Origin of the sequence: Streptomyces purpurascens (genome assembly GCF_045040895.1) — a bacterium.
Lineage (GTDB): Bacteria > Actinomycetota > Actinomycetes > Streptomycetales > Streptomycetaceae > Streptomyces > Streptomyces purpurascens.
Window position 1 is genome coordinate 6,753,639 of record NZ_CP108341.1, and the last position, 19,129, is coordinate 6,772,767.

At 71.0% G+C, this 19,129-nt stretch carries 17 protein-coding genes; 14 read left to right on the forward strand and 3 right to left on the reverse strand.

Translation table 11 applies throughout. The annotated features are described in order from the left end of the window. Positions 1-294 precede the first annotated feature (294 nt). The 7 genes from OHU35_RS30920 to OHU35_RS30950 all read left to right on the forward strand — a co-directional run bounded on the left by OHU35_RS30920 (position 295) and on the right by OHU35_RS30950 (position 9,648). Positions 295-2,235 (forward strand): acyl-CoA dehydrogenase family protein, encoded by a 1,941-nt coding sequence (locus OHU35_RS30920; RefSeq protein ID WP_405507589.1) that lies wholly within the window; start codon positions 295-297, stop codon positions 2,233-2,235. 94 nt (positions 2,236-2,329) lie between these two features. Continuing rightward, the gene (gene dxr / locus OHU35_RS30925) at positions 2,330-3,586 is read left to right on the forward strand and encodes a 1-deoxy-D-xylulose-5-phosphate reductoisomerase (RefSeq protein WP_189728148.1); all 1,257 of its coding nucleotides are present in this window, start codon (positions 2,330-2,332) and stop codon (positions 3,584-3,586) included. 8 nt (positions 3,587-3,594) lie between these two features. Next, positions 3,595-4,887, forward strand: coding sequence for an RIP metalloprotease (locus tag OHU35_RS30930; protein WP_189728241.1), 1,293 nt, complete (start codon positions 3,595-3,597; stop codon positions 4,885-4,887). Between the two features lie 169 nt (positions 4,888-5,056). Next, entirely contained in the window at positions 5,057-6,214 is a 1,158-nt protein-coding gene (gene ispG / locus OHU35_RS30935) for a flavodoxin-dependent (E)-4-hydroxy-3-methylbut-2-enyl-diphosphate synthase (RefSeq protein ID WP_189728150.1), read from the forward strand. A 157-nt stretch (positions 6,215-6,371) separates the two neighbouring features. After that, positions 6,372-7,220 carry a GNAT family N-acetyltransferase gene (locus tag OHU35_RS30940; RefSeq protein WP_189728152.1) on the forward strand — a complete coding sequence of 283 codons (849 nt, stop codon included), beginning with the start codon at positions 6,372-6,374 and terminating at the stop codon, positions 7,218-7,220. Positions 7,221-7,313: 93 nt separating this feature from the next. After that, positions 7,314-7,844 (forward strand): GNAT family N-acetyltransferase, encoded by a 531-nt coding sequence (locus OHU35_RS30945; protein WP_189728154.1) that lies wholly within the window; start codon positions 7,314-7,316, stop codon positions 7,842-7,844. Positions 7,845-7,947: 103 nt separating this feature from the next. After that, positions 7,948-9,648 (forward strand): proline--tRNA ligase, encoded by a 1,701-nt coding sequence (locus OHU35_RS30950; protein WP_359896392.1) that lies wholly within the window; start codon positions 7,948-7,950, stop codon positions 9,646-9,648. Positions 9,649-9,687: 39 nt separating this feature from the next. Here the strand turns inward: OHU35_RS30950 and OHU35_RS30955 are convergent, their stop codons facing one another. From OHU35_RS30955 to OHU35_RS30965, 3 genes are read right to left on the reverse strand one after another with little or no spacing between them, the layout of a single operon-like run. Next, positions 9,688-10,587 (reverse strand): aminoglycoside phosphotransferase family protein, encoded by a 900-nt coding sequence (locus OHU35_RS30955; protein WP_189728158.1) that lies wholly within the window; start codon positions 10,585-10,587, stop codon positions 9,688-9,690. A 47-nt stretch (positions 10,588-10,634) separates the two neighbouring features. After that, entirely contained in the window at positions 10,635-11,099 is a 465-nt protein-coding gene (locus OHU35_RS30960; RefSeq protein ID WP_233878721.1) for a ferritin-like domain-containing protein, read from the reverse strand. After that, on the reverse strand, positions 11,096-11,632 hold the full coding sequence (locus OHU35_RS30965) for a hypothetical protein (RefSeq protein ID WP_405507593.1): 537 nt from the start codon (positions 11,630-11,632) through the stop codon (positions 11,096-11,098). Before OHU35_RS30965 ends, OHU35_RS30960 begins: the two co-directional genes overlap by 4 nt. 206 nt (positions 11,633-11,838) lie before the next feature. Between OHU35_RS30965 and rimP the strand changes: the two genes are divergently transcribed. The 7 genes from rimP (at position 11,839) to truB (ending at position 18,913) form a co-directional block, all read left to right on the forward strand. After that, the gene (gene rimP, locus OHU35_RS30970; RefSeq protein ID WP_184598386.1) at positions 11,839-12,339 is read left to right on the forward strand and encodes a ribosome maturation factor RimP; all 501 of its coding nucleotides are present in this window, start codon (positions 11,839-11,841) and stop codon (positions 12,337-12,339) included. 2 nt (positions 12,340-12,341) lie between these two features. Next, positions 12,342-13,352: a transcription termination factor NusA gene (gene nusA, locus OHU35_RS30975; RefSeq protein ID WP_189728164.1), complete on the forward strand. Its 1,011-nt coding sequence runs from the start codon at positions 12,342-12,344 to the stop codon at positions 13,350-13,352. A 102-nt stretch (positions 13,353-13,454) separates the two neighbouring features. Further along, a complete protein-coding gene (locus OHU35_RS30980) occupies positions 13,455-13,751 on the forward strand; it encodes a YlxR family protein (RefSeq protein ID WP_189728166.1) in 297 nt (98 codons plus the stop codon). Between the two features lie 146 nt (positions 13,752-13,897). Further along, positions 13,898-16,960 carry a translation initiation factor IF-2 gene (infB, locus tag OHU35_RS30985; protein WP_233878719.1) on the forward strand — a complete coding sequence of 1,021 codons (3,063 nt, stop codon included), beginning with the start codon at positions 13,898-13,900 and terminating at the stop codon, positions 16,958-16,960. 259 nt (positions 16,961-17,219) lie between these two features. Beyond that, complete coding sequence (locus tag OHU35_RS30990; protein WP_405507596.1) at positions 17,220-17,513, forward strand: DUF503 domain-containing protein; 294 nt, start codon at positions 17,220-17,222, stop codon at positions 17,511-17,513. A 45-nt stretch (positions 17,514-17,558) separates the two neighbouring features. Further along, entirely contained in the window at positions 17,559-18,011 is a 453-nt protein-coding gene (gene rbfA, locus OHU35_RS30995) for a 30S ribosome-binding factor RbfA (RefSeq protein ID WP_189728170.1), read from the forward strand. After that, positions 18,008-18,913, forward strand: coding sequence for a tRNA pseudouridine(55) synthase TruB (gene truB, locus OHU35_RS31000; RefSeq protein WP_189728173.1), 906 nt, complete (start codon positions 18,008-18,010; stop codon positions 18,911-18,913). The genes rbfA and truB overlap by 4 nt, the downstream gene beginning before the upstream one ends. Positions 18,914-19,129 lie beyond the last annotated feature (216 nt).

Genomic DNA, 19,129 nt, shown 5'->3' on the forward strand with positions numbered 1-19,129 from the left:
CGACAATGCGCATTGCTGATATGGGCGGGTGAGAGTGGTTCGACAGTAGCTCCAGCAGGAGTACGTGTCCATAGGTTGTCGAAGCGCTTCGATACCGATTTCCGGGGAGGGGGTCAGTCTCGCGGAAGGCGCTCCGCTGCACCACCGCCGTCGAGCGCGCGACAGAGCCGCACCTTCGGCTGAACGGACGCGCGAGGACTGGTGGGAGCGTCCGGTTTCGGGTACCAACGATCCAGTAGCACTGGTCGGTAACGTACAGTCCTCAATAAACCTAGTTGCGGCGAGGTGCCCCTCATGCCCGCTTCCACCCCTCCCTCTTCCCGTCCCGCCGTCACCGAGCGGGAGGCCCGTGAGGTGGCGGAGGCCGCCCGGGAACAGCACTGGCGCAAGCCCAGCTTCGCCAAGGAGCTGTTCCTCGGCCGCTTCCGGCTCGACCTCATCCACCCCCACCCCCTCCCCGGCGACGAGGCGGCCCAGCGCGGCGAGGAGTTCCTCGCCAAGCTCCGCGACTTCGTCGAGACGAAGGTCGACCCGGCCGTCATCGAGCGCGACGCCAGGATCCCCGACGAGGTGATCGACGGCCTGAAGGAGCTCGGCGCCTTCGGCATGAAGATCGACACCAAGTACGGCGGGCTGGGCCTCACGCAGGTGTACTACAACAAGGCCCTCTCCCTGGCCGGCTCCGCCAGCCCCGCGATCGGCGTGCTGCTCTCCGCGCACCAGTCGATCGGCGTGCCGCAGCCCCTGAAGCTGTTCGGCACGCAGGAGCAGCGCGAGCGCTTCCTGCCGCGCTGCGCCCGCACCGACATCAGCGCCTTCCTGCTCACCGAACCCGACGTCGGCTCCGACCCGGCCCGGCTCGCCACCACCGCGGTGCCCGACGGGGACGACTACGTCCTCGACGGCGTGAAGCTGTGGACCACCAACGGCGTCGTCGCCGACCTGCTGGTCGTCATGGCCCGGGTGCCGAGGAGCGAGGGCCACAAGGGCGGCATCACCGCCTTCGTCGTGGAGACGAACTCGCCGGGCGTCACCGTGGAGAACCGCAACGCCTTCATGGGCCTGCGCGGCATCGAGAACGGCGTCACCCGCTTCCACCAGGTCCGTGTCCCCGCCGCCAACCGCGTCGGCGAGGAGGGCCAGGGCCTGAAGATCGCCCTGACCACGCTCAACACCGGGCGGCTCTCCCTGCCGGCCTCCTGTGTCGCGGCCGGCAAGTGGTGCCTGAGGATCGCCCGCGAGTGGACGGCCGTCCGCGAGCAGTGGGGCAAGCCCGTCGCGCACCACGAGGCGGTCGGCTCCAAGATCTCCTTCATCGCGGCCACCACCTTCGCCCTGGAGGCTGTGACGGACCTGGCCTCGCAGATGGCCGACGAGGACCGCAACGACATCCGCATCGAAGGCGCCCTCGCCAAGCTGTACGCCTCCGAGATGGCCTGGACGATGGCCGACGAACTCGTCCAGATCCGCGGCGGACGCGGCTTCGAGACGGCCGAGTCGCTCCGGGCCCGCGGCGAGCGCGGCGTCCCCGCCGAGCAGCTCCTGCGCGACCTGCGCATCAACCGCATCTTCGAGGGCTCCACGGAGATCATGCACCTGCTGATCGCCCGCGAGGCAGTCGACGCCCACCTCTCGGTCGCCGGTGACCTCATCGACCCCGAGAAGTCCCTGGGCGACAAGGCGAAGGCGGGCGCGAACGCGGGCGCCTTCTACGCCAAGTGGCTCCCCAAGCTCGTCGCGGGACCGGGGCAACTCCCCACCTCCTACGGCGACTTCAAACACGGCGTGGACCTCTCCGGGCACCTGCGCTACGTCGAGCGCACGTCCCGCAAACTCGCCCGTTCCACCTTCTACGCCATGTCCCGCTGGCAGGGCCGGATGGAGTCCAAGCAGGGCTTCCTCGGCCGGATCGTCGACATCGGCGCCGAACTGTTCGCCATGAGCGCGGCCTGCGTACGCGCCGAACTCCTGCGCGGCCAGGGCGAGAACGGCCGCGAGGCCTACCAGCTCGCCGACGTCTTCTGCCGCCAGGCCCGCATCCGGATCGAAGAGCTCTTCAACCGCCTGTGGACCAACACCGACGACCTCGACCGCAAGGTCGTCAAGGGCGTCCTCTCCGGCACGTACGAGTGGCTGGAGCAGGGCATCGTCGACCCGTCGGACGACGGCCCCTGGATCGCGGACGCGACGCCGGGCCCGAGTCAGCGGGAGAACCTGCACCGCCCGATCCGGTAACCGGGCCCTTGCGGGGGCGCGAGCCGTTGTGGCGCGCGCCCCTGGGAGGGGATGCGCTGTCCTCACACGCCACCCTTACGGCAACAATGGAGGAATGAGCGACAGTCCAGCCCCCCTCGCCGATCCCCACCTGGTCTATGACCCCGTAGCGGGCGACGGCCCGAAGGACGTGGTGATCCTCGGCTCCACCGGGTCCATCGGCACGCAGGCCATCGACCTCGTGCTGCGCAACCCCGACCGCTTCCGGGTCACCGGCCTGTCCGCCAACGGCGGCCGGGTCGCCCTGCTCGCCGAGCAGGCGTACCGGCTGCGGGTGCCCACGGTCGCGGTCGCCCGCGAGGACGTCGTACCGGCCCTGCGCGAGGCGCTCTCCGCGCAGTACGGCACGGGCGAGCCGCTCCCCGAGATCCTCGCAGGACCGGACGCGGCCACGCGGCTGGCGGCGTCCGACTGCCACACCGTCCTGAACGGCATCACCGGCTCCATCGGCCTCGCCCCGACCCTGGCCGCCCTGGAGGCGGGCCGCACCCTCGCGCTCGCCAACAAGGAGTCGCTCATCGTGGGCGGCCCGCTGGTCAAGGGCCTCGCCAAGCCCGGCCAGATCATCCCGGTCGACTCCGAGCACGCGGCCCTCTTCCAGGCCCTGGCCGCCGGCACCCGCGCCGACGTCCGCAAGCTGGTCGTCACGGCCTCCGGCGGCCCCTTCCGCGGCCGTACGAAGCAGGAACTGGCGAACGTCACCGTCGAGGACGCCCTCGCACACCCCACCTGGGCGATGGGCCCGGTCATCACGATCAACTCCGCGACCCTCGTCAACAAGGGCCTGGAGGTCATCGAGGCACACCTCCTCTACGACATTCCCTTCGACCGCATTGAGGTCGTCGTGCATCCGCAGTCGTATGTCCACTCGATGGTTGAGTTCACGGATGGATCGACACTGGCCCAGGCGACCCCGCCCGACATGCGCGGGCCCATCGCCATCGGCATCGGCTGGCCCGAGCGCGTCCCCGACGCGGCCCCCACCTTCGACTGGAGCAAGGCCTCGACCTGGGAATTCTTCCCGCTCGACAACGAGGCCTTCCCCTCGGTGAACCTCGCCCGGCACGTCGGCGAGCTCGCGGGCACCGCCCCGGCGGTGTTCAATGCGGCCAACGAGGAGTGCGTGGAGGCGTTCCGCCAGGGCGCGCTGCCCTTCAACGGCATCATGGAGACCGTCACCCGGGTCGTCGAGGAGCACGGCACCCCGAGTACGGGAACCTCACTCACCGTGTCGGACGTCCTCGAAGCGGAGACCTGGGCGCGGACCCGGGCCCGGGAACTGGCGGCACAGACGGCGGAGGCCCGTGCATGACGACCCTGATGTTCATCCTCGGCATAGTTCTCTTCGTGGTCGGCCTGCTGTTCTCGATCGCGTGGCACGAGCTGGGGCACCTGTCGACCGCCAAGCTGTTCGGCATCCGCGTGCCGCAGTACATGGTCGGCTTCGGCCCGACGATCTGGTCGCGCAAGAAGGGCGAGACCGAGTACGGGATCAAGGCCATCCCGTTCGGCGGCTACATCCGCATGATCGGCATGTTCCCGCCCGGCCCCGACGGCCGGCTGACGGCACGCTCCACCTCCCCGTGGCGCGGCATGATCGAGGACGCCCGCACCGCCGCCTACGAGGAGCTCCGGCCGGGCGACGAGAACCGCCTGTTCTACACGCGCAAGCCCTGGAAGCGCGTGATCGTGATGTTCGCGGGCCCCTTCATGAACCTGGTCCTCGCGGTGGCGCTGTTCCTCGGCATCCTGATGGGCTTCGGCATCACCCAGCAGACGACGACCGTCAGCTCCGTCTCCCAGTGCGTCATCGCCCAGAGCGAGAACCGCGACAAGTGCGAGAAGGGCGACGCGGCCAGCCCGGCCGCAGCCGCCGGCCTGAAGGCGGGCGACAAGATCGTCTCCTTCGACGGCGTGCGCACCGACGACTGGAACAAGCTGTCCGACCTCATCCGCGCCACTCCCGGCCAGGAGGTGCCGATCGTCGTCGACCGCAAGGGCCAGGACGTCACCCTCCAGGCGAAGATCGCCACCAACCAGGTCGCCAAGAAGGACTCGAGCGGGCAGATCGTCGAGGGCCAGTACGTCCAGGCCGGCTTCCTCGGCTTCAGCGCGGCCACCGGCGTGGTCAAGCAGGACTTCGGCGAGTCCGTGAGCTGGATGGGAGACCGCATCGGCGACGCCGTCGACTCCCTCGCCGCCCTCCCCGGCAAGATCCCGGCCCTGTGGAACGCGGCCTTCGACGGCGCGCCCCGCGAGGCCGACTCCCCGATGGGCGTGGTCGGCGCGGCCCGCGTCGGCGGCGAGATCTTCACCCTGGACATCCCGCCGACCCAGCAACTGGCCATGGCCCTCATGCTGGTCGCCGGCTTCAACCTCTCCCTGTTCCTGTTCAACATGCTCCCGCTGCTGCCGCTCGACGGCGGCCATGTCGCGGGCGCGCTGTGGGAGTCGCTGCGCCGCAACACCGCCAAGGTGCTGCGCCGGCCGGACCCGGGCCCCTTCGACGTGGCGAAGCTCATGCCGGTCGCCTACGTGGTCGCGGGGATCTTCATCTGCTTCACGATCCTGGTGCTGATCGCGGACGTGGTGAACCCGGTGAGAATCTCCTAGTCATACGCGGTTCCGTGGCGGCCCGGCACTCTTCGTGCCGGGCCGCCCCCCATGGAGTGGCGATGCGGGTGGGATGTGCCCGGCCCCGGTCATGTGCCGTAATCTCGAGGCTCGGAGCCCGCTGCTCACGGGACCGGACCTTGATCCACGACTTGGGGTTGCACAGCAGATGACTGCGATTTCTCTCGGCATGCCGTCCGTACCGACCAAGCTCGCCGAGCGCCGGAAGAGCCGCCAGATCCAGGTCGGGGCCGTGGCGGTCGGCGGAGACGCCCCCGTCTCGGTGCAGTCGATGACGACGACGCGTACGTCCGACATCGGCTCCACCCTCCAGCAGATCGCCGAGCTGACCGCCTCCGGCTGTCAGATCGTCCGCGTCGCCTGCCCGACGCAGGACGACGCCGACGCCCTGTCGACCATCGCCCGCAAGTCGCAGCTCCCGGTCATCGCCGACATCCACTTCCAGCCGAAGTACGTCTTCGCCGCGATCGAGGCGGGCTGCGCGGCCGTCCGCGTCAACCCGGGCAACATCAAGCAGTTCGACGACAAGGTCAAGGAGATCGCCAAGGCGGCCCGGGACCACGGCACCCCGATCCGCATCGGCGTCAACGCGGGCTCCCTCGACCGGCGCCTGCTCCAGAAGTACGGCAAGGCGACGCCGGAAGCGCTGGTGGAGAGCGCGCTGTGGGAGGCCTCGCTGTTCGAGGAGCACGACTTCCGCGACATCAAGATCTCCGTCAAGCACAACGACCCGGTCGTGATGATCGAGGCCTACAAGCAGCTCGCCGCCCAGTGCGACTACCCGCTGCACCTCGGCGTCACCGAGGCGGGCCCGGCCTTCCAGGGCACGATCAAGTCCGCGGTGGCCTTCGGCGCGCTCCTCTCGCAGGGCATCGGCGACACGATCCGCGTCTCCCTCTCGGCGCCCCCCGTGGAGGAGGTCAAGGTCGGCAACCAGATCCTGGAGTCCCTGAACCTCAAGCAGCGCGGCCTGGAGATCGTCTCCTGCCCCTCCTGCGGCCGTGCCCAGGTCGACGTCTACAAGCTGGCCGAAGAGGTCACGGCCGGCCTGACCGGCATGGAGGTCCCCCTCCGCGTCGCCGTCATGGGCTGCGTCGTCAACGGCCCCGGCGAGGCCCGCGAGGCCGACCTCGGCGTCGCCTCCGGCAACGGCAAGGGCCAGATCTTCGTCAAGGGCGAGGTCATCAAGACCGTCCCCGAGTCCAAGATCGTGGAAACCCTCATCGAGGAGGCCATGAAGCTGGCCGAGAAGATGGAGGCGGACGGCATCGCCTCGGGCGAGCCCTCGGTGGCGGTAGCGGGCTGAGGCCTGCCTTTCGGGGGCGCGGGGAACTGCGCGACAAGCCACAACGCACCCGCGCCCGCCGCTGAACCTTCGCTCCCGAACTCCAAGGCGCCCCGCCCAAGCAGCGCAGCTATAGTGCGGAGACCAAAGCCGACCCCAGTGTGTGAGGGCCCCGCACTTGTTGACGCAGACCACCTCACGGGTTCTCGAACCGAGCGACCTGGACGCCGCGCTCGCCGTACTCGACCGCGAGCCGGTCACGAACGCCTTCGTGACGTCCCGGGTGCAGATCGCCGGCCTCGACCCGTGGCGGCTCGGCGGCGAGATGTGGGGCTGGTACGAGGACGGCATGCTGACGTCCCTCTGCTACGCGGGCGCCAACCTGGTCCCGATCTGCGCCACCCCGCGCGCCGTGCGCGCCTTCGCCGACCGGGCCCGCCGGGCCGGCCGCCGCTGCTCCTCCATCGTCGGGCCCGCCGGGTCCACCGCCGATCTGTGGCGACTGCTGGAACCCCAGTGGGGCCCGGCCCGCGACGTCCGCCGCCGGCAGCCGCTCATGGTCACCGACAGCCTGTCGGCCGGCATCGCCCCGGACCCCTACGTCCGCCGCGTCCGCAAGGACGAGATGGAAGCGCTCATGCCGGCCTGCGTGGCGATGTTCACCGAGGAGGTCGGCGTCTCCCCGCTGGCAGGCGACGGGGGCCTCCTCTACCAGGCCCGCGTCGCCGAACTCGTCGGCTCCGGCCGCGCGTTCGCCCGCTTCGACGCGGACGGCAAGGTCGTCTTCAAGGCAGAGATCGGCGCCGCGACGGACCGCGCCTGCCAGATCCAGGGCGTATGGGTGGCCCCCGAGTACCGGGGCACGGGCCTGGCGGCCCCCGGCATGGCAGCCGTGCTGCGCTACGCCCTGGCCGACGTCGCCCCGGTGGTGAGCCTCTACGTGAACGACTTCAACACGGCGGCCAGAAGGACGTACCAGAGAGTGGGCTTCCAGGAAGTGGGAGCCTTCATGAGCGTCCTGTTCTGAAGCGCCCCAAAAGGGGCGCGGGGAACTGCGCGACCAGCCACATCCAAGCCGCCACTCGGCAATGAACGGGAACCCCCCTGTAGGCTCCCCGCCATGGACCTGGTGATCGGCCCACTCGACCTCTCCGCTCACGTAGACGAGGCTCTGGCCATCCAAGCCGTGGCTTTCGGCCTCGGCCCGGACGAGGTAGCCGTCCGCCGCCAGATCGTCCTCCGCCACATGACGTACCCGGGCGCCCGCGCCCTCGGCGCGAAAGAGGGCGGAAACCTCGTAGGGTTCGTCTACGGCATGCCCAACGACCGCACCCACTGGTGGTCCACCGTCGTGGAGCCGTACCTCAGGGCGAACCACCACGACCACTGGCTCGACGACTCCTTCGTGATCACCGAACTGCACGTCCACCCCGCCCACCAGAGCCGCGGCATCGGACGCACGCTGATCACCACCATCACCGACGGCGCCGCCGAACCCCGCACGATCCTCTCCGCGATCGACACCGAGAGCCCCGCCCGCGCCCTCTACCGCTCCCTCGGCTACCAGGACCTGGCCCGCCAGGTCCTCTTCCCCAGCGCCCCGAAGCCGTACGCCGTGATGGGCGCCCCGCTCCCGCTCCTGCGCCGCTAACCGATTTCCACCGCCCCGCACCCCCCGGATAACCTCCTGCCATCACCTTCCCCACTCTCGGCTTCGCTCGAGCGGGGGGACCCCCATCAGCAGGAGCTAAACCATGGCGAACGTACCGGTCCAGCGCATGTCCCAGTTGATGGCGAAGACGTTGCGCGACGACCCGGCGGACGCCGAGGTCCTCAGCCACAAGCTCCTCGTCCGCGCCGGGTACGTGCGCCGTACCGCCGCCGGCATCTGGAGCTGGCTGCCGCTCGGCAAGCGGGTCCTCTCCAACGTGGAGCGCATCGTCCGCGAGGAGATGGACGCGATCGGCGCCCAGGAGGTGCTGCTCCCCGCCATCCTGCCGCGTGAGCCCTACGACGCCACCGGCCGCTGGGACGAGTACGGCCCCGAGCTGTTCCGTCTCCAGGACCGCAGGGGCGGCGACTACCTCCTCGGCCCCACCCACGAGGAGATCTTCACCCTGCTGGTGAAGGACCAGGCGTCCTCCTACAAGGACCTGCCGGTGATCCTCTACCAGATCCAGAACAAGTACCGCGACGAGGCCCGGCCCCGCGCGGGCATCCTGCGCGGCCGCGAGTTCCTGATGAAGGACTCCTACTCCTTCGACACCGAGGACGAGGGCCTGGCCCGGTCCTACGCCCTGCACCGCGAGGCCTACCAGAAGATCTTCGCGCGCCTCGGCCTCGACTACCGCATCTGCGCCGCCACCGCCGGCGCGATGGGCGGCTCCAAGTCCGAGGAGTTCCTCGCCCCGGCCGAGGCCGGCGAGGACACCTTCGCCGACTGCCCCAACTGTGACTTCGCCGCCAACACCGAGGCGATCACGTACGAGTTGAAGCCGGTCGAGGCCTCCGGCGTCCCGGCCGCCGAGGACATCCCGACCCCCGACACCCCGACCATCGAGACCCTCGCCGCCTCCCTCGGCGTCCCGGCCTCCGCCACACTGAAGAACCTCCTGGTCAAGGTCGACGGCGAGATCGTCGCCGTCGGCGTCCCCGGCGACCGCGAGGTCGACATGGACAAGGTCGAGGCGCACTTCGCCCCGGCCGCCGTCGAGCTGGTCACCGAGACGGACTTCGCGACCCGTCCCGACCTGGTCCGCGGCTACGTCGGACCGCAGGGCCTGGAGAAGGTCACCTACATCGCCGACCCGCGCGTGGCACCCGGCACGGCCTGGATCACCGGCGCCAACAAGGCCGGCACGCACACGAAGAACGTCGTCGCGGGCCGCGACTTCGAGGTCGGCGAGTACGTCGACGTCGTGGTCGTGCAGGAGGGCGACCCCTGCCCGAAGTGCGGCACCGGCCTCGTCCTCGACCGCGCCATCGAGATCGGCCACATCTTCCAGCTGGGCCGCAAGTACACCGACGCCCTCAAGCTCGACGTCCTCGGCCAGAACGGCAAGCCGGTCCGCGTCACCATGGGCTCCTACGGCGTGGGCGTCTCCCGCGCGGTCGCCGCCCTCGCCGAGCAGAGCGCCGACGACAAGGGCCTGTGCTGGCCCCAGGAGGTCGCACCGGCCGACGTCCACGTGGTCGCCGCCGGCAAGGCCCTGCAGACCGAACTGGCCCTCGACATCTCCGAGAAGCTGGCCAAGGCCGGTGTCCGCGTCCTGGTCGACGACCGCGCCGGCGTCTCCCCGGGCGTCAAGTTCACGGACTCCGAGCTGATCGGCGTACCGCAGATCCTGGTGGCCGGCCGGCGCGCGGCCGACGGCGTCGTGGAACTGAAGGACCGCCGCACCGGCGAGCGCGAGGAGCTGACGGTCGAGGAGGCCATCGCCCGGCTCACCGCCTGAGCGTGCGCGCCCTGTGAGCGCTCCGGTCCTCCGGAGCGCTCACAGCCAGGCCGCGAACTCCAGCAGCAACTCCGCGTCGCGCGGCCGGCCCACCCGCCCCGCCCGCACACCGGACTCCACGGCCCGGAACAGCGTCCACCCGCGCAGCCGCTCCTGGTCCACGTCCAGGGACTCCGCCAGCCGCTTGATCCGGCGCCGGGTCGTGGCCGCGCCGGACGGCTGGGCGATCAGGTCCTCCACCCGGTCGCGGACCAGCCGGGCCAGATCGAAGGCGCACTCGCCGACCACCGGGTCGGGGCCCACGGCCAGCCACGGCATCCGCTCCCCGGCGAGCACCTTGCTCTGCCGGAACGTGCCGTGCAGCAGCCGGTGTTCGGGCGGCGCGGCCAGCAGCTCCTCGCGCGCCGCGAGCGCCAGGTCGACGAGCGGGGCCACCTCGGGATCGGCCTGCGCCCGCGCCCGCATGGCCTCGGCCTGCCGCCCGGTCCGCTCGGCCACGGTCTCGAAGGGGAAGCCGGCGGGCGGCTCGACCCACAGCCGCCGCAGCGTCCCCGCCGCCTCCAGCAGCGCCTTCGCCTCCGGCAGCGACCGCACCGACACATCAGGATGCAGCCGCTCCAGCAGCAGCACACCCTCGGCCGTGAAGGAGTCGAGCAGCTGTACGGCACCCCGCCCGCCCCAGTGCGCGAGCGCGGCCCGCTCCGCCTCCGGGCGGGCCCGGCCCGGCGCCAGCTTGAGCACGGCGGGCGTCCCGTCGGCCGTCCGCACCAGGACGACCAGGCTGCTGCGCCCGCCGGGCATCTGCACCCGTTCCACGGTCAACTCGCGTAGAGCGACGGCCCGCTGCGCCGCCTCGGGCAGCTTCTCCAGCCAGTCGTCACCGTCCGGTGCCGTCTCACCGAGCGCCCTGACCAGGCGCTTCGGCGGTTCGAAAACCATGCGCGAGTCGTTCCCTTCGTGCTGTCCGCGGTGCGTGCCCCAGGAGGTCACGCCGTGGGCGCGGCCGCGGGCGGAGCCGTGTCCGCCCGCTCGGCGAGCCCAGGGAAGGCTACGCTCTCGCCGCGCCAGCGCACCGCCCGCACCGCCGCCTCCCGCAGCGCCTCGGCGGCCAGGACCCGCCGCCCGCCGCCCGCCGCGCGCACCAGGTCGGAGTAGACCCCGGCCACCCGGTCCTCCAGCTCGGCGGCCAGCCGCACGGCGGCCGCGGCGTCCGCCACCGGGAACGGCAGCGCGTACCCGGCGGCCGCGGCCGCGGGCCTGCCCCCCAGGTCCTTCACCTCGCGCGCCAGCGCATCCCTGCGCGCCCGGTGCGCGTCGTACGCCGTCCGTGCCTCAACGCGCTGCCCGTCGCCGATCCGCCCGCCGACGACGCCGTACCCGTACACCGCCGCGTGCTCGGCGGCCAGCGCCGCCTGGAGGGCCCGCAGCTCCTGGTCCTTCGCGTCGCTCACGCGTCACCCTCCGTCAGCAGATAGACGTGCGCCGCCCCGGCGGCCGCCACCGAGGCCAGCAGCCGAGCCAGCTCGCCCTCCACCCCGACCAGTGCCTTGGCCCGCCGGTCGGCGAGCTCCCGCTCCGCGGCGGCGAGCACGGCGACCGCGTCCCGGTCGTTCCCCGGCACGACGGGGGCCGAGGGGGATGAAGGAGCGGAGGAGGCAGAAGAAGAGGGAGTGGAGGGAGACGCCTTCCGGCCGCCGCCGAACGCCCGCGCGTGCCGTACGACCTCCTCCCGCAGCGGCCGCAGCCACTCCGCGAGCCCCGGGCGGGCGGCGATCACCGCGTCGTACCGCTCGGCCAGTTCCTCGCTGTCCCGAGCCGCACGCGCGCGTGCCCGGCGGTCGGCGGCCGACGGGCCGTCGCCCGGGTCACCGGAGTCCTCGTCACCGGCGGTGCAGCCCGCCAGGGCGAGGGCCGTCGAGCCGACGGCGAGCAGACTCCTTCTGCGCGGCCCCGAGCGGGCGCGCGGCAATGGGGGAAACGGCACTTCAGACGTCCTCGGGGGGCTCGTGCGAGAAAGAAGCGACTGGCAGGGCTGCACGCCCGTGATCACGGTACCCGGGCCTTCGCCCGGGACCACTCAGCGGCACCGTTCGTCACCGGGTGGACGGCAACACTCCCTGCGACCGGATACCCTTTGACCAGACACGCGCCCCATCCCACAACAGCACACGCGGCCGAGGAGTCACCCGGATGAGCACCACCCAGAGCGAGAGGCTGCGAGAACTACTGGAACCGCTCGTCAGCTCTCAGGGCCTGGACCTCGAAGAGATCGAAGTGGACTCCGTCGGACGGAAGCGTGTGCTGCGCGTGGTCGTCGACTCGGACACGGGCGCCGATCTGGACCAGATCGCCGATGTGAGCCGCGCGCTCTCGGCGAAGCTCGACGAGTCGGACGCGATGGGCGAGGGGGAGTACACCCTCGAGGTCGGCACCCCGGGCGCGGAGCGCCTCCTCACGGAACACCGGCACTACGTGCGCGCCACGGACCGCCTGGTGAAGTTCCAGCTGGCCGAGGGCGGCGAGCTGGTCGCCCGGATCCTGAAGGTCGACGACGACGGTGTCGACACCGAGATCCCCGGAGTCAAGGGCCGCAAGCCCACCGCACGCAGACTCGCCTTCGACGACATCGTCCGGGCGCGTGTCCAGGTCGAGTTCAGCCGCAAGGACAACAAGAAGGAAGAGGAGGCGTAGCCGTGGACATCGACATGAGCGCCCTGCGGGGCTTGGTTCGGGAGAAGGAGATCTCCTTCGACCTGCTGGTCGAGGCGATCGAGTCGGCCCTCCTCATCGCCTACCACCGCACCGAGGGAAGCCGCCGTCACGCGCGCGTGGAGCTCAACCGGCAGAGCGGCCATGTGACCGTGTGGGCGAAGGAGGACCCTGACGACCTCGAGGAGGGCCAGGAGGCCCGCGAGTTCGACGACACCCCCACGGGCTTCGGCCGTATCGCCGCCACCACGGCCAAGCAGGTCATCCTGCAGCGCCTGCGCGACGCCGAGGACGACGCGACGCTCGGTGAGTACGCCGGCCGCGAGGGCGACATCGTCACCGGTGTGGTCCAGCAGGGCCGCGACCCGAAGAACGTGCTCGTCGACATCGGCAAGCTCGAGGCCATCCTGCCGGTGCAGGAGCAGGTGCCGGGGGAGACCTACCAGCACGGCATGCGCCTGCGGTCGTACGTGGTCCGGGTGGCCAAGGGCGTACGCGGCCCGTCCGTGACGCTGTCCCGCACGCATCCCAATCTGGTGAAGAAGCTGTTCGCCCTGGAGGTGCCGGAGATCGCCGACGGGTCCGTGGAGATCTCCGCGATCGCCCGCGAGGCCGGTCACCGGACGAAGATCGCCGTACGGTCCACCCGGTCCGGGCTGAACGCCAAGGGCGCCTGCATCGGCCCCATGGGCGGCCGTGTGCGCAATGTGATGGGCGAGCTGAACGGCGAGAAGATCGACATCGTCGACTGGTCGGAGGACCCGGCCGAGATGGTCGCGAACGCGCTGTCCCCGGCCCGCGTCTCCAAGGTGGAGATCGTGGACATGGCGACCCGGTCGGCCCGGGTGACCGTGCCCGACTACCAGCTCTCCCTGGCCATCGGCAAGGAAGGGCAGAACGCCCGGCTCGCGGCCCGCCTGACCGGCTGGCGGATCGACATCCGCCCGGACACGGAACCCGCCGGGGAGGGCCCGGAGAATAGCTCCGGGGAATAGATCCAAGCCGCGCGTCGTTCAGATCACGACAGGTTCATGCGCGGCAACTGTTCGAATCCTGCCCCAAAGGGGTGAGGAGCGTACGGGGAGGTAGACTTAACGGTGTCTGGCCGGACGCGCGTCCGCGCATGCCCTGAACGCACTTGTGTGGGGTGTCGGGAGCGAGCGGCCAAGGCCGATCTGTTGCGGATCGTGTTGATCGAGGGCGCATGCGCCCCTGATCCTCGCGGTACGCTGCCCGGCCGGGGTGCGTACGTACACCCCGCCCAGATCTGTCTCGACCAGGCGGTACGCCGACGGGCGTTCACGAGGGCACTGCGCGCCCCGGGACCGCTCGACACAAAGGCGTTGCGCCGATACGTCGAGCAGACAACAGTTGCCGACCAGGCAACACGGTAAAGACGTGTCGCACGGAACACCGTGCGGCTTGGTACCTCGCGAGTCGAAAGCAGGTCGAGATTGCGATGAGCACTCGATGAGTACGCGATGAGTACGCCCATGAACTAGCGACGGTCCGGACGTAACCCGGACCTCAAAGGAGCGAAGTGGCTAAGGTCCGGGTCTACGAACTCGCCAAGGAGTTCGGTGTCGAGAGCAAGGTCGTCATGGCCAAGCTCCAGGAACTCGGTGAATTCGTCCGTTCGGCGTCTTCGACGATCGAAGCGCCCGTCGTACGCAAACTGACTGACGCCTTCCAGGGCGGCGGCAACGGCAAGTCCGCCGCGAAGCCCGCAGCCCCCAAGAAGGCCGCCCCCCGTCCCGCCGCGCCCTCTCCGGCGCAGGCGGCGCGTCCGGCTGCCCCGAAGCCGCCGGCCGCACCCAAGCCCGCAGCGGCCCAGGAGCCGTCGGCCCCCGCGGCCCCGTCGGCCCCCGCGCCGGCCCCGGGTCCGCGTCCGACGCCGGGCCCCAAGCCCGCGCCGCGTCCGGCCCCGGCCGCGCCCGAGTTCACGGCGCCGCCCGCGGCGGCTCCGTCCCCGGCCGCGCCGAAGCCCGCCGGCGGGCGCCCCGGCGCCCCCAAGCCCGGTGGTGGCCGCCCCTCCGGCGGTCCCGGCCAGGGCCAGGGCGGCCAGGGCCGTCCCGGTGGCGAGCGTGGCCCGCGTCCCGGTGCTCCGGCGCCGCGTCAGGGCGGTTCCCGTCCGGCCGGTCCGCGTCCGGGTAACAACCCCTTCACCTCCGGTGGCTCCACCGGTATGGCGCGCCCGCAGGCGCCCCGTCCGCAGGGTGGCCGTCCCGGCCCCGGCGGCCAGGGCGGCGGTCCCCGTCCCCAGGCGCCCGGCGCCCAGGGTGGCGGTCCGCGTCCCCAGGCTCCGGGCGGCAACCGTCCGAGCCCGGGCTCGATGCCGCGTCCGCAGGGCGGCGGCCCGCGTCCCGGCGGTGGTTCCGCCGGTCCTCGTCCGAACCCCGGCATGATGCCGCAGCGTCCCGCTGCCGGCCCGCGTCCCGGCGGCGGTGGCCCCGGTGGCCGCGGTCCCGGTGGCGGCGGTCGTCCCGGTGGCGGCGGCGGTCGCCCGGGTGGCGGCGGCGGCTTCGCCGGTCGTCCGGGTGGCGGCGGCGGTTTCGCCGGTCGTCCGGGTGGTCCCGGTGGCGGTGGCGGCGGTTTCGCCGGTCGTCCGGGTGGTCCCGGCGGCGGTGGCCGTCCCGGCTTCGGTGGTCGTCCCGGCGGTCCCGGTGGCCGTGGTGGCACGCAGGGTGCCTTCGGCCGTCCCGGCGGTCCGGCGCGTCGTGGCCGCAAGTCGAAGCGGCAGAGGCGCCAGGAGTACGAGGCCATGCAGGCCCCGTCGGTCGGCGGTGTGATGCTGCCTCGCGGCAACGGCGAGACCGTTCGCCTGTCGCGCGGTGCTTCCCTCACCGACTTCGCGGAGAAGATCAACGCCAACCCGGCGTCGCTCGTCGCGGTCATGATGAACCTCGGCGAGATGGTCACGGCCACGCAGTCCGTCTCCGACGAGACGCTCCAGCTCCTCGCCGGCGAGATGAACTACACGGTTCAGATCGTCAGCCCGGAGGAGGAGGACCGCGAGCTCCTCGAGTCCTTCGACATCGAGTTCGGCGAGGACGAGGGCGACGAGGAGGACCTGATGGTCCGCCCGCCCGTCGTCACCGTCATGGGTCACGTCGACCACGGTAAGACCCGGCTCCTCGACGCCATCCGCAAGACGAACGTCATCGCGGGCGAGGCCGGCGGCATCACCCAGCACATCGGTGCCTACCAGGTCGCGACCGAGGTCAACGAGGAAGAGCGCAAGATCACCTTCATCGACACCCCGGGTCACGAGGCGTTCACCGCCATGCGTGCCCGTGGTGCGAGGTCGACCGACATCGCGATCCTGGTCGTCGCGGCCAACGACGGCGTCATGCCGCAGACGGTCGAGGCGCTCAACCACGCCAAGGCGGCCGAGGTCCCGATCGTCGTCGCGGTCAACAAGATCGACGTCGAGGGTGCGGACCCGACCAAGGTGCGCGGTCAGCTGACCGAGTACGGCCTGGTGGCCGAGGAGTACGGCGGCGAAACCATGTTCGTCGACATCTCCGCCAAGCAGGGTCTGCACATCGACTCCCTGCTGGAGGCCGTGGTCCTCACGGCCGACGCCTCGCTCGACCTGCGGGCCAACCCGAACCAGGACGCGCAGGGCATCTCGATCGAGTCCCGTCTCGACCGCGGCCGTGGTGCCGTGTCGACGGTCCTCGTCCAGCGAGGCACGCTGCGGGTCGGCGACACCATGGTGGTCGGCGACGCGTACGGCCGAGTCCGGGCGATGCACGACGACAACGGCAACAGCGTTGCCGAGGCCGGTCCGTCGACGCCGGTTCAGGTCCTGGGCCTGACCAACGTCCCGGGTGCGGGCGACAACTTCCTGGTGGTCGACGAGGACCGTACGGCCCGTCAGATCGCGGAGAAGCGCGCCGCCCGCGAGCGGAACGCAGCGTTCGCCAAGCGCACGCGCCGCGTGTCGCTGGAGGACCTGGACAAGGTGCTGAAGGCCGGCGAGGTCCAGCAGCTGAACCTGATCATCAAGGGTGACGCTTCTGGTTCGGTCGAGGCGCTGGAGTCCTCCCTGCTCCAGCTGGACGTCGGCGAAGAGGTCGACATCCGGGTCCTGCACCGCGGCGTCGGTGCGGTCACGGAGTCCGACATCGACCTGGCGATGGGCTCGGACGCGATCGTCATCGGCTTCAACGTCCGCGCTGCCGGACGTGCCCAGCAGATGGCGGAGCGCGAGGGCGTGGACGTCCGCTACTACTCGGTCATCTACCAGGCGATCGAGGAGATCGAGGCGGCCCTCAAGGGCATGCTCAAGCCGGAGTACGAAGAGGTCGAGCTCGGTACGGCGGAGATCCGCGAGGTCTTCAAGTCGTCCAAGCTGGGCAACATCGCGGGTGTTCTCATCCGCTCCGGCGAGGTCAAGCGGAACACCAAGGCCCGCCTGCTGCGCGACGGCAAGGTCATCGCGGAGAGCCTCAACATCGAGGGCCTGCGTCGCTTCAAGGACGACGTCACCGAGATCCGCGAAGGGTTCGAGGGCGGTATCAACCTCGGCAACTTCAACGACATCAAGATCGACGACGTCATCGCGACGTACGAGATGCGCGAGAAGCCGCGGGTGTAACCCACGGTTTCCACCGACCGGCCGACGCGGCACACGCCGCGTCGGCCGGCTGGCCGTTGGCATACCGGTCGGCTTGCCGAGGCGAGTCGGCCGGGGTGCTGGGGCGAAGCCCCGAAAGCCTCCTGGACGACCGTGTCCGGCGGGTGGGCAAAGGAAAACCCCGTCGAGCCACCGGCAGGTTCGCGGTACCGTTCTTGATGTCCCTGCCACCCAAACCGCAGGGCCATCGATCCCGTACCGGCGGGTCATCCGGATACACATGTACGTGGGGACTCTGTCCTTCGACCTGCTCCTCGGCGACCTCCGGTCGCTGAAGGAGAAGCGCTCCGTCGTCCGCCCCATCGTCGCCGAGCTCCAGCGCAAGTACGCGGTGAGCGCGGCCGAGGTGGACCATATGGACCTTCACCGCAGGGCCGTCGTCGGCCTCGCGTTGGTGTCCGGCGACGCGGGGCACCTGAGCGAGGTACTCGACCGGTGCGAACGGCTGGTCGCCGCCCGCCCCGAGGTGGAACTGCTGTCCGTCAGGCGGCGCTTCCACGGCGAAGACGACTGACGACCCAGAGAACGACCCAGACAGGAAAGAACGGGAGACGGACCAGTGGCCGACAACGCGCGGGCTAAAAGGCTGGCGGACCTCATCCGAGAGGTGGTGGCCCAGAAGCTGCAGCGCGGGATCAAGGACCCGCGGCTCGGCTCGCACGTCACCATCACGGACACCCGGGTCACGGGTGACCTGCGGGAGGCGACCGTCTTCTACACCGTGTACGGGGACGACGAGGAGCGCAACGAGGCCGCCGCCGGCCTGGAGAGCGCCAAGGGCATCCTGCGCTCCGAGGTGGGCCGGGCCGCCGGCGTGAAGTTCACGCCGACCCTGACCTTCGTCATGGACGCCCTCCCCGACACGGCCCGGAACATCGAGGACCTCCTCGACAAGGCGCGCCAGTCCGACGAGAAGGTGCGCGAGGCCTCCGCCGGCGCGAAGTACGCCGGTGAAGCCGACCCGTACCGCAAGCCGGACGAGGACGACGAGACGGACGACACCGCCGAATGACCCAGAAGCACACCACGCCCGACGGCCTCGTCATCGTCGACAAGCCGTCGGGCTTCACTTCGCACGACGTCGTCGCCAAGATGCGCGGCATCGCCAGAACACGACGCGTCGGGCACGCCGGCACCCTCGACCCGATGGCGACGGGCGTCCTCGTCCTCGGCGTCGAGAAGGCGACCAAGCTCCTCGGCCACCTCGCGCTGACCGAGAAGGAGTACCTGGGCACCATCCGGCTCGGGCAGAACACCCTCACGGACGACGCCGAGGGAGAGCTCAGCTCCTCCGCCGACGCCTCCGAGGTCACCCGCGACGCCATCGACGCCGGTGTCGCCAAGCTGACCGGCGACATCATGCAGGTGCCGTCCAAGGTCAGCGCCATCAAGATCAACGGGGTGCGGTCCTACAAGCGGGCCAGGGAGGGCGAGGAGTTCGACATCCCGGCCCGGCCCGTCACGGTCTCCTCCTTCGGCGTGTACGACGTCAGGGAGGCCGTCGCCGAGGACGGCACGCCCGTACTCGACCTGGTCGTGTCGGTCGTCTGCTCCTCCGGTACGTACATCCGGGCCCTGGCCCGCGACCTGGGCGCCGACCTCGGCGTCGGCGGCCATCTCACCGCCCTGCGCCGTACCCGCGTCGGCCCCTACAAGCTGGACGCGGCGCGCACGCTCGAAGAGCACCAGCAGGAGCTGGCCGTGATGCCGATCGCCGAGGCCGCGACGGCCGCCTTCCCGCGCTGGGACGTCGACGCCCGGCGGGCCAAGCTGCTCACCAACGGCGTACGGCTGGAGATGCCCGACGAGTACACGGGCTCCGGCCCTGTCGCCGTCTTCGACCCGGAGGGCCGCTTCCTCGCCCTCGTCGAGGAGCAGCGGGGCAAGGCCAAGAGCCTGGCCGTCTTCGGCTGACGGACGGACCGGGGGACCGGTGTCCGCCCGTGGAGCGGCGACCACGGGGTACCTCCACTGCCGCCGCTCCACGGTCCCCCCTCGGTTCCCCCACCCCTAGGGTGTATCCAGCCGTCCCCGTCGGTTCACCCGTCCGTGCGGGCGCTCGGAGTGAACGGGGGGAGCGGAAGGGGGCGCTTTCGCCGAGCGGCCTGTCCCGCTGATCATCGCGCCCCT

Excerpts from the sequence above, each read along its gene's own strand:
- OHU35_RS30955 (WP_189728158.1), bottom strand. The coding sequence starts at position 10,587 with ATGGTTTTCGAACCGCCGAAGCGCCTGGTCAGGGCGCTCGGTGAGACG.
- OHU35_RS30930 (WP_189728241.1), top strand. The coding sequence starts at position 3,595 with ATGTTCATCCTCGGCATAGTTCTCTTCGTGGTCGGCCTGCTGTTCTCG.
- OHU35_RS30920 (WP_405507589.1), top strand. The coding sequence starts at position 295 with ATGCCCGCTTCCACCCCTCCCTCTTCCCGTCCCGCCGTCACCGAGCGG.
- rimP (WP_184598386.1), top strand. The coding sequence starts at position 11,839 with ATGAGCACCACCCAGAGCGAGAGGCTGCGAGAACTACTGGAACCGCTC.
- OHU35_RS30990 (WP_405507596.1), top strand. The coding sequence starts at position 17,220 with ATGTACGTGGGGACTCTGTCCTTCGACCTGCTCCTCGGCGACCTCCGG.
- truB (WP_189728173.1), top strand. The coding sequence starts at position 18,008 with ATGACCCAGAAGCACACCACGCCCGACGGCCTCGTCATCGTCGACAAG.
- OHU35_RS30945 (WP_189728154.1), top strand. The coding sequence starts at position 7,314 with ATGGACCTGGTGATCGGCCCACTCGACCTCTCCGCTCACGTAGACGAG.
- dxr (WP_189728148.1), top strand. The coding sequence starts at position 2,330 with ATGAGCGACAGTCCAGCCCCCCTCGCCGATCCCCACCTGGTCTATGAC.
- OHU35_RS30950 (WP_359896392.1), top strand. The coding sequence starts at position 7,948 with ATGGCGAACGTACCGGTCCAGCGCATGTCCCAGTTGATGGCGAAGACG.
- ispG (WP_189728150.1), top strand. The coding sequence starts at position 5,057 with ATGACTGCGATTTCTCTCGGCATGCCGTCCGTACCGACCAAGCTCGCC.